Annotated in this window: 12 protein-coding genes; all 12 read right to left on the bottom strand. The window is 30.5% G+C overall.

Annotation, left to right across the window (positions count from 1 at the left end; all coding sequences use genetic code 11):
• Window positions 1–4: 4 nt before the first annotated feature.
• Window positions 5–799 carry an NAD-dependent epimerase/dehydratase family protein gene (locus ACREWB_RS18710; protein ID WP_431548985.1) on the bottom strand — a complete coding sequence of 265 codons (795 nt, stop codon included), beginning with the start codon at window positions 797–799 and terminating at the stop codon, window positions 5–7.
• A complete protein-coding gene (locus ACREWB_RS18715; protein ID WP_431548986.1) occupies window positions 800–1402 on the bottom strand; it encodes a sugar transferase in 603 nt (200 codons plus the stop codon).
• A 23-nt stretch (window positions 1403–1425) separates the two neighbouring features.
• Window positions 1426–3297, bottom strand: coding sequence for a polysaccharide biosynthesis protein (locus ACREWB_RS18720; protein WP_431548987.1), 1872 nt, complete (start codon window positions 3295–3297; stop codon window positions 1426–1428).
• Window positions 3298–3409: 112 nt separating this feature from the next.
• Window positions 3410–4759, bottom strand: coding sequence for a Gfo/Idh/MocA family oxidoreductase (locus tag ACREWB_RS18725; protein WP_431548988.1), 1350 nt, complete (start codon window positions 4757–4759; stop codon window positions 3410–3412).
• 49 nt (window positions 4760–4808) lie between these two features.
• A complete protein-coding gene (locus tag ACREWB_RS18730; protein WP_431548989.1) occupies window positions 4809–5624 on the bottom strand; it encodes a LicD family protein in 816 nt (271 codons plus the stop codon).
• A 35-nt stretch (window positions 5625–5659) separates the two neighbouring features.
• Complete coding sequence (locus ACREWB_RS18735) at window positions 5660–6778, bottom strand: DegT/DnrJ/EryC1/StrS family aminotransferase (protein ID WP_431548990.1); 1119 nt, start codon at window positions 6776–6778, stop codon at window positions 5660–5662.
• 24 nt (window positions 6779–6802) lie between these two features.
• Window positions 6803–7543: an acyltransferase gene (locus ACREWB_RS18740; protein ID WP_431548991.1), complete on the bottom strand. Its 741-nt coding sequence runs from the start codon at window positions 7541–7543 to the stop codon at window positions 6803–6805.
• 33 nt (window positions 7544–7576) lie between these two features.
• Window positions 7577–8665, bottom strand: coding sequence for a Gfo/Idh/MocA family protein (locus tag ACREWB_RS18745; protein WP_431548992.1), 1089 nt, complete (start codon window positions 8663–8665; stop codon window positions 7577–7579).
• Between the two features lie 89 nt (window positions 8666–8754).
• Entirely contained in the window at window positions 8755–10071 is a 1317-nt protein-coding gene (locus ACREWB_RS18750; RefSeq protein WP_431548993.1) for a nucleotide sugar dehydrogenase, read from the bottom strand.
• 15 nt (window positions 10072–10086) lie between these two features.
• Entirely contained in the window at window positions 10087–11001 is a 915-nt protein-coding gene (locus ACREWB_RS18755) for a PIG-L deacetylase family protein (RefSeq protein WP_431548994.1), read from the bottom strand.
• A 24-nt stretch (window positions 11002–11025) separates the two neighbouring features.
• Window positions 11026–12060 (bottom strand): GNAT family N-acetyltransferase, encoded by a 1035-nt coding sequence (locus tag ACREWB_RS18760; protein ID WP_431548995.1) that lies wholly within the window; start codon window positions 12058–12060, stop codon window positions 11026–11028.
• A gap of 14 nt (window positions 12061–12074) precedes the next feature.
• Window positions 12075–13454 carry an oligosaccharide flippase family protein gene (locus tag ACREWB_RS18765; RefSeq protein ID WP_431548996.1) on the bottom strand — a complete coding sequence of 460 codons (1380 nt, stop codon included), beginning with the start codon at window positions 13452–13454 and terminating at the stop codon, window positions 12075–12077.
• Window positions 13455–13474: the final 20 nt, after the last annotated feature.

A 13474-nucleotide genomic window follows, 5' to 3' on the forward strand; every position in this document is an offset into this window, starting at 1 on the left:
TATTTCACATTTTATAAACCAAATTGCCAAAAATCTTCTTAAGTATATTAACCCTTTTACCTACTAATTTAACTATAAATCCAAGTGTTTTAGATAAATACAACCTTCGTCCATTTTCTTCAGCAATCTTTTTTACAAGTAAACTTGTATTTACATAATAATCATCTTGCGGCAAAAATAATCCATATTTCTCCTGATCTATATATCCTTTAACATCTTTACATAATTTATAAATACTGAGCATACTCCTCTTATTATCAATCATTGGAAAAAGTGGCGATTTTAAAGCAAACTTTTCCAGCCTAGCATAATTACCTGTGCAATTAGGTCCATAAATCATAGGAGGTCTTAATACTAGAACCTTAAATTTATCATCATTAAGTTTATTAAGTTCAATTTCCGCTAAAAGTTTGCTTTTTCCATAATAAGTTTTAGGACTAGGCACAGTGGAAGGTTCTATGACAACGTCACTCCCAATCTCGCCATCCGTCCCATAAACAGACATTGTGCTAATGAAAATAAACTGCTTTATCCCTTCATCTTTAGCTTTTTTAGCTACTTCTATAGCTAACTCGCTGTTCACTTTAATAAACATGCTTTCCATTTCCGGTTTTTCTTTCTTATGAACTACTGCAGCTGCATGAAAGAGAACATCATACCTTGAAAAGTCAACATTTTTCCACTCATCATTTCTAAGCGAAATAAAATGAGTGGTATACTTATCCGGACTTTTACACAGATAATTCCCTAAGCTTTTACCAACATAACTGTTTTCACCTGTAATTAAAATATTTCTCATCTATTTCCCCTTAACATTCTTCAGAGATTCTTTTTTGTCACCATCATCTACAATTCCCTCTGCTTTTAAAACTTTAGATACCGTTTTGAATAATATTTTTATATTAAGTAAAAAAGATTTATTGTTCAAATAATATAAGTCATATTCTGTTTTCTTATAATCATCATTATTATCACGACCATTAATTTGCGCCCACCCAGTAAGACCTGGAAGTAATAAATGAACTCCTACTTTTGTTCTCAACTCCTTAAGTTCATACTGATTATAAAGTGCAGGTCTTGGCCCTACGAAGGTCATATCGCCCTTAAATGTATTGAAAAATTGTGGAAGTTCGTCAAGGCTACTTTTTCTTAGAAATTTTCCAATTAGTGTTACATAATTTTTCGAACCGCAAAGTTTATCAGTTGCAACATTAGGAGTTCCAATTTTCATTGTCCTAAATTTATAGAACTTAAATAACTTATTATTTCTACCTATTCTTTTTTGAATAAAAAACACTGGCCCTTTTGAGTTTAATTTTATTAAAAAGCCTATAACTAAAAACAGTGGTGATAATAACACTAATATAAATATGCTAACTAGAACATCCATAAATCGTCCCATACTATCACTCCTAATTTTATTATTTAATCAGCCATAGCTGCAATTTCACGCTCTATTATGTTTCTTTTATATGTTGGAACTATTTCTTCTATTTTTTCTAACAATAGCTTCAAATCATCTTTTTCTAAAACAACACTCAGTTCACTCATTTTCTCTTTCATAACGTCTAAATCACTAAAGGTAGCTTTGCCAATAAAAATTTTTTCGTGTTTAGTGTTAGTAAGTCCTTCTTCACTCATTAGAAGCTCTTCATAAAGTTTTTCACCTGGACGAAGACCTGTAACTTCTATTTTAATATCCTCATTTGGAACAAATCCCGAAAGTCTTATTAAATCAAAAGCTAAATCATATATCTTAACGGGTTTTCCCATGTCTAACACAAATATTTCTCCACCGCTTGCATATGCTCCTGCTTGAAGCACTAATTGCGACGCTTCCGGTATTGTCATGAAAAATCTAGTTATATTTTGATCAGTAATTGTGACCGGGCCCCCATGAGCTATTTGTTTTTTAAATAGTGGTATAACAGACCCATTACTTCCAAGAACATTGCCAAATCTAACTGCTACAAAACGTGTTTTACTTATTTTATCCATTGATTGTATAATCATTTCGCACATTCTCTTAGTAGCACCCATAACATTAGTTGGGTTTACTGCTTTATCTGTGGATATCATAACAAACCTTTCAGAATTATACTTGTGTGCACATTCTGCCACATTAAAAGTTCCAAATACATTGTTTTTTATAGCCTCCATTGGGCTTTCTTCCATTAGCGGAACATGCTTATGAGCAGCTGCATGGAAAACTATATTGGGCGAATATGTCTCAAAGACATCCTTAAGGCGTAACTTGTCCCTAACTGATCCTATTAGTACTATTAAATCTAATTTCGGATATTTATATTGCAGTTCCATTTGCAAATCATAAGCATTATTTTCATAAATATCAAAAATAATCAACTTTTCCGGCTCAAATTTAATAATTTGTCGACAGAGTTCAGAGCCAATAGATCCCCCACCCCCTGTAACTAGAATTACTTTATCCTTTATATAACTTGCTATACCCTCCATATCAAGAACTACCGCTTTACGTCCAAGGAGGTCCTCAATATCCACTTTTCTAATTTGATTTAGTGAAACCTTTCCATCTATTATGTCACTCATGCCAGGAATAATTTCTACTTTACAATGGGTTGTTTTACATATTTCTAAAATTAGTTTTTTATCTTCATCATCTATTGTTGGAATAGCTATAAGTATGGTTTCTATCTTTTTCTCTTTGGCTATGGTAGGTATATCTTGCCTACTTCCAAGAACCTTTACCCCCATAATATTGCTTCCTTTTTTATAATTTTTTTCATCAATAACAGCTACAGGTCTATATTTACTTTGACTACTGCTTTTCATTTCTTTTATAACCATCGCTGCAGCTTTCCCTGCACCAATTATCATTACTCTCTTTCGATCACTTATATTCATATTAGAATTTAAAATGCTTTCGAATCTACCATAAATTCTAAAAGACATTCTAAAGCCCACGATAAAAATAATACCAAAAGCACAAGCGAGTATACTTACCCCATAGGCAAATTTATGCCCAGAAATATTAATAAAAATAATGGTTGCTATAGTACCTGTAAGGCACCCACCAATAGCCAACATAAATTCATCTACACTTGCATAACTCCAAAGACTTTCATAAAGTTTAAATAAATAAAAACTAGTTATGTATATAACTGTCACAATTAAAGCTATCTGGCTGTAATCACTCCAATAGAACTTGAAATTTTTATAATTATTTCTAAAAAATAGTGCTAATACATATGCTAAGTTTATTAGTATTGCGTCACTTAGTATTAACATTGGTTTTTTCCATTTCCCTAAAATCTTCATACTAATCCCCTTTTATTATAATTTCATGTTAGTACAATTTAGTATATCATAATATTCAGAAAAAATTTAATTAATCTATCACATTTACAAAAATTTAAGATGTATAAATCTCCTAAATCATACTTATATTATTTCCTAATCTAAACTGTTCAATAACATTACTAATTGTAATAGACTCAGAAGGTGTTAATTTATATGTATTATAATTTTTAAGGTTTATCATAGATATAAATTCAGCAAGCTCATATCTTAGTCCATCACCTTCAAATTTATAAAAGTATTTTTTATTATCATTAAAATTTTCAAATCTCACTTCAAAATATTCTGTTTTCCACCATGGAGATGGTACATAAATATACCCTTTAGTTCCTGATATCACTAAATCACCTTCGGATTTAACTCCAAGACCTACTTTAGCTGTGGCAATTGCATCACTATATTTTAAGTTGATTTTTGTAAATAAATCTACGTTTTTTTCACTATCATAATAAGAGTAAAATTTAAATTCTTCGATGTTTTCACCTAAAAGCTTGATTATTGCAAGTAATGGATATGATGCTAGTTCAGTTACACTTCCACCAGCAGCGTTACTATCTAGTTCCCTCCCACTATTTTCTATTAATTTAGTAAATGTGGCATCTATATTTTTTATCTTGCCAATAAGTCCACTTTTTGCAACACTTATGAGTCTTATAAACCCAGGTGAGTAAGCAGTTTTTATTGCCTCTATAAGAACACATCCATTGTGCTCTGCTAATTTGTATAATTCTTCTGATTGAATTTTAGATAAAACCATTGGTTTTTCACATAGTACATTTATGCCTCTAGCTAGTGCTTTTTTTGCATAGTCATAATGAGTAAGATGTGGAGATGCTATATAAACAGCATTTACCTTTTCAAGAAATTCATCATAATTTGTGCAGTAAAAATCAAGCTCTTGTTTTTGCACGAACTCTTTAAGAGATTCTTCATTTCGTCCAAACACACCCTCAACATTTACCCCACTAACAAATTTTGATTCTTTAATAAATCTAGTTGCTATTCTACCGTTTCCAACAACACCTAGTTTAAGTATACCATTATTATTAGCCCGAAGTTGTGTACTTGATACTCCTTTTGTTCTCTCTAAATAGACTACTTCACAGTATTCTTTTAAATAATCAAATTTACCTGTCCAATCTGAACCTATTGCAAAAATATCCACATTATATTTCAGTACGTCGTTAACCTTTTGTCCTTCATACTCTTCAATTATTACTTCATCAGCTAGTCCACTAGCCTTAATATTTTCTATTCTCTTCATCAAGCCCTCTTGAACATTTAATTTACCACGGCTATCATCATAATTTTCAGTAGTAACTCCAACAATTAGGTAATCCCCTAATTTTTTTGCCCTTTCAAGTAATTTAAAATGCCCTTCATGAAAAAGATCATAAGTTCCGTATGTTATTACTTTCTTCATCTGAATAATTCCTCCTTCGTTTTTTTAAATTATCTGATTTTGTTTACCTTTACACTTCTAAAATATAAGGTTTATGTCCATGCCTTTTTTCTTCTGGAGGCAGTTTCATATAATCTCCATATTGTGATGATAAATAGGAATGACAATCATATGGTGCACAAACCATCATGCCCTCAAATTCTATATTTTTTAGTGGATATAGAAACTCATTTTTAATTAGGAGTGCTGGTGTCCTAACATAACATTTGGATAATGTGTTAATGGAATTATACTTTTGAATTTCTTTATCTAACATTTTGTAGAGTAAATTCTTAGGTATAGCTTTTAATGCATAGTGAAGAGAATGCCGAGTTATATGTTTAATACGATCTTTTCTAGTAGTAGCTTCTAAACTTGGTTCTTTTACACTTTTTGCTATAAATAGATTAGATAGTATTATGGTTTTTATGTATTGTATTTTTTTCAAATGAACATTATCCGGAATATTGTCATAAGGAAATATATCCACAAATATACCTTGGTTAATATTAAGATTTCTGCAATAATACTCTACAAATTTTGTTCCATTTTTTCTAACTTTTGCAAAATGAAATGGTGACTCACAATCTGTATGGACTGTTTGCAAAAAGAACTCTTTATCTAGCTGATTTTCTGCAACCTCCAAAAATTTATTATAGTTATCCCTTGTCATACCAATGTCTATATCATCATCCCAAGGAATAAAGCCTGCATGGCGAACTGCACCTAATGCAGTCCCCCCAACTATAAAATATTCAATGTTATTTTCACTACATACTTTAATGATTTCCACTAATATATTTATTTCAGTATTTTGTACTAGTTTTAATTCCTCACCATAAATCATAGAGGTTCCTCCTATAAATCAGCTGCTTTTATTTTCTACTTTAAAAATTTTTTTATGCAATTACATACATAGTCCACTTCATCCTTTGTAATTTCAGGGTAAATTGGTAGTGCTAAAATTTGCTCACTAATCTTTTCTGATACTGGAAAATCACCTTTTTTATATCCAAGCTCCACAAAACACTCTTGCATATGTAGTGGTCTAGGATAATAAATACTAGTTTGAATCCCATTTTCTTTTAAATAAGCTGCGAGTTTATCCCTTTTTTCTGTTAAAATATTGTATACATAATATACGGACTCTTGATTAAATTTACCTTTTGGTATTTTTACAGCTTGTATATTTGATAACGCTTCATCATACCATTTTGCAATAATTGCTCTTTTTTCAATAACATTTTTAATATATTTCATTTTCACTAGGAGTATTGCTGCTTGCATGGTATCAAGTCTTGAATTATAACCTACATAATCATGATGGTATTTTTTAGTTGCACCATGTACACGGTATGCTTTTGCTAGCTCATATAATTTATCATCGTTAGTTACTATCATTCCAGCATCTCCGAAGGCTCCTAATGTTTTGGTTGGGAAGAATGAAAAAATCCCAAAATCGCCAATAGTACCCGAATGTCTTGAAGTTTCTCCCTCACCAGTCCATCTCATACCATAAGCCTCTGCAGCATCTTCTAATACCTTTAAATCATGTTTTTTTGCCACTTCCATTATTTTATCCATATCTGCCATTTGTGAAAATAAATGCACTGGCAAGATTCCTACTGTATTTTTTGAGATCTTTTCTTCAATAGCTTCTGCATTAATATTAAAGGTATCCTCATCAATATCCACGAAAACTGGTTTTGCACCATTTCTAGTAATACATGACACAGATGCAAAAAAAGTAAATGGAGATGTAATAACCTCTGTGCCTTCTTTAAATCCAAGAATATCCGCTGTAATAGTTAGAGCGTCACTTCCTGATGCCACGCCTACAGCATATTTAGCTCCAGTAAAGGCTTCTACACTTTCCTCTAATAGCCTAACTTCTTCGCCAAGTATAAAATTTCCTTTTTCCATTACAGATAAAACAGCTGTATCAAATTCAGCTTTTTTTTCATGATATTCACGCTTAGATGTAAAAAATTTCACTTCCATATAAATATTCTCCTTTTTTTGTTATTATTGATTTTTAAGAAGTTGTTCTTCTGGTACATTACGCATTACTTTAGCAGGACTTCCAACTACAATTTTACCTGCTGGCGCGTCCTTTGTAACTACACTACCTGCTGCAACTAGAGCATCTTCATATATTATTTTCCCAGGCAAAATTACTGCTCCTGCACCAATTCTACCACCTTTTTTTATAGTTACACCTTTGAATTTACCAAATCTTTCACTTGACCTTGCTGCATAATTATCATTAGAAGTTACAACGCAAGGTGCGATAAATACATAGTCCTCTACCTCTGAATAAGCAGTTAAATATACATTAGTCTGTATTTTGCAATTGGAACCAACCTTGCAAAAATTTTCAACAGTAGTTCCACGGCCAATAATTGTTTTTGAGCCTACTGTTACATTTTCTCTTATTACAGCGGTATCAGCAATAAGTGTTTTCTCTCCAATTTCGCATCCACAATAAATTATTACACCTGCCCCTATAAGACAACCTTCACTTATTTTAGCTGGAAGTAATTCATCTTCACTTTTGAATATACTGTTTACAGACCTCATAGGCTGTTTACCTATTATCGAATTATCATCTATTCTAACATTATCGCCTATAATTGTTCCCGGGTATATAACTACATTACATCCTATAGCACAATTGTTTCCTATAACTACCTCATCTTCTATTACTACAAAATGTCCTATTGTCACATTGCTTCCAACTTTGCTTTTTTCTGAAACATAATTCATATAAATAACCTCTTTTCATATGACATTTTAAAATTATTTTTCCATTTCCAAGGTTGAGAAATCTCCCATTGGGAATTTAACTGGAAGTCCTGTAAGTCTTGATTTATAAGCCGCAAGTATAATAGACATACCTTTTTTACCTTCTTCTCCATTTATGAGTGGTTCACTATTATATTTTATAGCATCTATCATATCCTTGTATAACGGAGTATGCCCGGAGCCATATACTGAATCTGGATCACCCTTATGCTGCGTTAATAATTCTTCTTCAGTTTCCACATTATCTGCAAATTTCCAAGTTTCTATGGAATTAACTGCTAGCCCACCAATAGAAACTGTACCAGTTTCACCAAAAATACTTAATGTCTCTTCTAAATTTTTAGGGTAAACACAAGCAGAGCCTTCAACTATACCTATGGATTCATTTTTAAATCTTATAATTATTGCTCCAAAATCCTCAGCTTCTATATCTCGAAGGTAAGTACCACACTGAGCATAAACAGTATCTATTTCTCCGCCCATCATCCATTGTAACAAGTCAATATTATGAATACATTGGTTCATTAGTGTACCGCCATCTTGTTTCCATGTTCCTCTCCAAGGCGCCTTAGTATAATATCCCATATCTCTATTCCAAAGAATTCTTGCCGTTCCATTAACGAGTTTTGAAAACCTGCCTTCTTCTACTGCAGCTCGCAATTTTTGTATTGGCTCATTAAATCTATTTTGGTGATTAACACAAAGTTTTACATTGTTTTTTCTTGCACACTGGATCATTCGATCTGCATCCACAGTAGATAAAGCCATTGGTTTTTCAACAATTACATGTTTTCCACTATTCATACAATCTAAAGCTATTTCAGCATGGTATCCACTCTCTGTAGCTATAGAAACCATGTCAATATCAACTTCCTCAAGCATTCTCTTATAATCAGTATACACTTTTACGTGCGCACTTTCACCAATTGCTTTTATGTACTCATCTTTTTTACTATTAGCATTAGCTTCTAACACGTCACAAACTGCTGTAAGTTCAATTTCATCACTATTTTCTGTTATAGCCTCCACGTGTTTGTAAGATATTCTTCCACACCCTATAATTGCAATTTTTATTTTTTTCATTTGAATTCCTCCCTATTATATTTTTCTAAAATATTGGCATGCAATATTCTAAACTAATTTACAATGTTTGCATGCCATATTTTTTTCTTTTAAAGTTTATTTATCTTTTCTCTATTACTTATAACATTTTTTGTTGCATTTCTAGTGTCATATAATAAACTAGCTTCTGCTACAATTCTTTCATAATCATAATCACTATGATCTGTAGTTATTATTACTATATCTGCATTTTTTATTTCATTTTCCCAAATTACTGATACATATTCTTTACCCTTGTGCATAAATGTAGGAATAAATGGGTCATTTATCATTATATCAGCACCATTCTTTTCTAATTGATCAATAACCTTAAGTGTTGGTGATTCTCTCATATCATCTATATCCTTCTTATAAGCTGCACCCATAATAAGTACTTTTGCACCATTTAATGCCTTCTTTTGACTATTTAAAAGCTTCATAACATTTTCTAAAACAAATTCAGGCATATAATCATTGATTATACCTGAAGCTTCTATTAATTTAGTATGATAATCAAACTCCTTTGCTTTCCACTCTAAGTAGAAGGGATCAAGTGGTATACAATGTCCTCCAAGTCCTGGACCTGGATAGAAGGGCATAAATCCATAAGGTTTAGTTTTAGCTGCGTCTATTACTTCCCAAACATCAATATTCATCCTTTTACACAAAATAGCCATTTCATTAGCTAGTGCTATATTCACATTTCTAAAAGTATTTTCAAGAATTTTTTCCATTTCAGCTACTGCTGGAGAAGACACTTCTAGTATATCTCCCTCTAAAACACTTCTGTAAAGCATTCCTGCTACTTCAGTACAGTCTTTTGTACATCCTCCTACTACCTTTGGAGTATTTTTTGTATTAAACTGTTTATTACCTGGATCAATTCGCTCTGGAGAGAATGCTAAGAAAAAGTCTACTCCACATTTTAAGCCTGTTTCTTCAAGTATCGGTTTTAGTACTTCCTCAGTTGTACCTGGGTATGTAGTGCTTTCAAGCACTACCAGCATTCCCTTATGTAAATACTTAGCTACACTTCTAGTTGATTCAACTACATATGATAAATCCGGTTGCTTATATACATCTAGTGGTGTGGGAACTGCTATACATACTGTATCAACATCCTTAACAAAACTAAAATCTGTAGTGGCTCTAAGTTTTCCATCCTGTACGAGTCCAGCTAAATCTGAATCTACAATGTCACCAATATAATTACGTCCCTCATTTACCATTTTTACCTTTTTATCTTGAACATCAAATCCTATTACTTCATATCCTACCTTAGCCTTTTCTACAGCTAGTGGAAGTCCCACATAACCAAGACCCACCACTCCAAGTCTAGCTGTTTTATTTTTTAATTTTAATAATAATTCATCTTTTAACTTAAACATTTTTATTTTTCCTCCTTACAATTCTTTTAATATAGATTTTTGCTCTAAACTACTTTTATAACTTTTAATCAAGCTGTCATTATATCTGAATGGAATAATCTTATTTTTCATTTTTAAATAATTTTCAAAACTACCGCAGTGTTTATTATACAAATTAAAATAATTTGAAAATTTAGTTTTTAAATATACCTCACATAAGGGTTTGCTATTAAATGCACAACCATTAATTTTGCTCATGTAATACGTAAATTTAAAGTCAGATGTTTGAGAAACGTAAAGTTTTATAAGCTTTTTTTTCTTCTCATAAATATCTGTAATATCTAAAAATACATTTGAATATAGCGGTGTTAAGGGGCTTTGAGATTCATATAAATATAAATTAACATTTGAAAACATACCGCGCTTTTTAGTATTTAAGCGTCCTAATATTTCAGTGACAGCAAAGTGATCGTTGTGAGAGTCAATGAAACATGGCATGAAAATCGTATCTGGATTAACAGAATCAGTAATTTTCTGGAGTTCATCATCTATATTTGAATTAATTAAATCGCCATCTTCTCCATTTAAAAAAAACAGCTTCTCTTTTTTAATATTTAATGCATAAGCCACATCAATAGCCTCTAATTTTCTTTCTTCAATTACCTTGGTTTTTTCAGTCTTACTTCCTTGTTTACCACTATTAGTTAAATAGACTATATAAACATCTTTGTTTTCTGATAAATATTTCATAATTGCTCCCCCACATCCTATAATATCATCATCGATATGTGGTGCAAGTATTATAATAGTTTCACCTTCTAAACTGTTACTTATAACATTACCGCTGGCAAACTTATTTTTTTTCTTTAAATTAATTATATAAAAATAATTTATCATCTCATATAACTTATAATAAAGAAATTTAATTGCACTCTTAATTTTTATTTTCATAGATATAGCCCTCCAAAATAAGCTTTATACAGTGTCTGCATCTCCATTAACAATATGCCAAAGATTTAAGTCTAAAACTTCAGTTGCTGATTCATTAATTAATTTAGCTATAAAGTATATTTCTAAATTTTTTTTAATTAGGTGATTTTTTGATAAGGCATCCTTATATACACTAGAACCTAATTCCCAACTCCTTAAGTAACCCATATTTTCATTTCTATAATACTGGATTACAGCCTTTAGGATTTTATGTACGTCCTCATTATTTTTGATGAAATATTCCATCACAGTTACACTTTTCATAGCATCCTTTTCTATTCTAACAATGAAAACTCCTTCTATAATTGAATTTTTCTTTATTATAAGCATTTCATAATTTGGTTTTGGATTATTCACATACTTCCAATTTAATAATGCTTCATCTTTAATTTGTCCTAATTCATTGTTCATATTAGAAGAAATAAAACTTATCATTTCTTCTGTGATACTGGTAGTCATCATTACACTGTATTTTGAATTAAATTCAACATTTTTTTTAAAATTATCTATGGACTTACCCATTAGACCCCCAAACGGTATACGTCTTAATTTGTTTTTAAAGATTAGTTCATAATTTAATATCTTTAAATAATTATTTACTTTATACATGGATTTAAAACCAAGTTTAATAAATCCAGGATGTGAGTTATTATTTGCAAATCCAAATATAAAATCAAATCCATAATTCTTTAAATCTTCCATTGCAAATACAATTATTTTCTTGAAAATTCCTTTCCCCCTATAATCCATATGAACCATTGTATCACCGGATTGGATTGCAGTATATATTTTATTGTTTTTCTTAAATTTACTTTTGAAAAACGAATTTGCGCCTATAAGATTACCAGTTTTATTGAATACTAAATAAATAAAAGGCTCCTTATTAATTGAACCGTTTAAATTATGTTTCCACTTAAAAAATTCACTATTTATTTCGTGAGAATAAACATTTTGAAATAAATCACAATAACTACTAAAATCCGAGTTAATATATTTTCTATATGAAAATTCTTCTTCCATACAATAGCCTCCTCTTACTTTAATATCCATGTCTTAATCCGATGAAATATTTTTAAAATACAACGTCTATTTGCAAATAAGATCAGCGAAACAATAAATATATTAATGAATATATTATTGACTATTACACTAAATGATGAGAGTAATAGCATTAAAATTGTATTAATTATATATAATTTAATTCCAAATTTAAACCATAACTTTCGTGATATTAGTGTTCTCATCCAAAAAAATACTATATATGAAATTCCCGTTGATATAGAAGCTCCAACTGCACCATACCTTGGGACTAAAAAATAATTTCCTGTATAATTAGTAAGAGCTGCTATAAGTGATATTACTATATTATAATGAGTTTTCCTAGAAAAAGTAATCCCAAGTGTTGTTGTTTCAGATATTGTATACATAATAGGAAACATTAATAAAAAAGGAACACTATTTGCGGCACTACTATAATTTGAAGAAAGTAATTTTATTATTAGGTCTTTAAAAAGTATAATAGTCGAAAATAATACAACCATTACAGTTAAGATAGTTTCACTAACTTGTACGTATTTATCGTTTGAAACCTTTTCTTTATGCCATCTTAGTGCTGTGGGAACCCACGATGTACAAAATGCTTGTTGCAGTATTGACAAAACTGCAACTATTTTAAATGCTGCTGAATATATTCCAATTTCATTAAATGTGGACCATTGCCTTAGTGCAATTCTATCCATAGAAATAAAAACCCATCCAATAATTGTAGCGGGTACTAGCGGTAATCCAAATCTAAATAGTTTTTGGAGCAATTTCTTATCAAATCTAAAGTTAAGTTTCCAAATATGTTTTACAAGATAACTTTCTATTATACAAACTATAACTAAATTTATAAAAACCGCAATTATGATCCCCTTAAAACTTTTATCAATAAATATTAAATATGGGATTAATATTATGATGCCTAATAATTTATTTAGTATATTAACAAGTGAATATATTTTAGCTTTTTCTTCCATTCTTAATACAAGTAAATTGAATCTATCTATTATGGCAAAGGGTAATGATATTGCTAGTAGTATTATCACATACTTCTCTACGCTATCAAACATAAGAAGTGATATAGATTTATAAAAAACTATATAAATAAGAGCCAATATAAAAGAGAACAACAACGGAAAAAACAGTGCATTCCAAAATAAATTATTTTTATTAACCTGTTCATTATACTCTCTTACAAAAGCTTGATCTAATCCTAAAAATATAAATAATGAACTTATAGTATAACCCATAGTGTACATGGCAGCTTTACCAAAATCATCGGGTGACACCAAATAAGTTGTAATAGGAACCGTAATAAACCCTATAATAGCACCCACTATGGGGCCAACGGAAAATCCAACTAAGTTTTTCATGAATTTGCTTGAATTTGGTT

This window comes from Clostridium sp., from assembly GCF_050717635.1.
In the GTDB taxonomy this organism is placed as follows: Bacteria; Bacillota; Clostridia; order Clostridiales; family Clostridiaceae; genus Clostridium_AD.

Bases quoted from the DNA above. Each gene is read 5' to 3' on its own strand.
- ACREWB_RS18745 (WP_431548992.1), bottom strand. From the start codon at position 8,665: ATGAAAAAAATAAAAATTGCAATTATAGGGTGTGGAAGAATATCTTAC.
- ACREWB_RS18750 (WP_431548993.1), bottom strand. From the start codon at position 10,071: ATGTTTAAGTTAAAAGATGAATTATTATTAAAATTAAAAAATAAAACA.
- ACREWB_RS18725 (WP_431548988.1), bottom strand. From the start codon at position 4,759: ATGAAGAAAGTAATAACATACGGAACTTATGATCTTTTTCATGAAGGG.
- ACREWB_RS18755 (WP_431548994.1), bottom strand. From the start codon at position 11,001: ATGAAAATAAAAATTAAGAGTGCAATTAAATTTCTTTATTATAAGTTA.
- ACREWB_RS18730 (WP_431548989.1), bottom strand. From the start codon at position 5,624: ATGATTTATGGTGAGGAATTAAAACTAGTACAAAATACTGAAATAAAT.
- ACREWB_RS18735 (WP_431548990.1), bottom strand. From the start codon at position 6,778: ATGGAAGTGAAATTTTTTACATCTAAGCGTGAATATCATGAAAAAAAA.
- ACREWB_RS18720 (WP_431548987.1), bottom strand. From the start codon at position 3,297: ATGAAGATTTTAGGGAAATGGAAAAAACCAATGTTAATACTAAGTGAC.
- ACREWB_RS18710 (WP_431548985.1), bottom strand. From the start codon at position 799: ATGAGAAATATTTTAATTACAGGTGAAAACAGTTATGTTGGTAAAAGC.
- ACREWB_RS18765 (WP_431548996.1), bottom strand. From the start codon at position 13,454: ATGAAAAACTTAGTTGGATTTTCCGTTGGCCCCATAGTGGGTGCTATT.
- ACREWB_RS18715 (WP_431548986.1), bottom strand. From the start codon at position 1,402: ATGGGACGATTTATGGATGTTCTAGTTAGCATATTTATATTAGTGTTA.
- ACREWB_RS18740 (WP_431548991.1), bottom strand. From the start codon at position 7,543: ATGAATTATGTTTCAGAAAAAAGCAAAGTTGGAAGCAATGTGACAATA.
- ACREWB_RS18760 (WP_431548995.1), bottom strand. From the start codon at position 12,060: ATGGAAGAAGAATTTTCATATAGAAAATATATTAACTCGGATTTTAGT.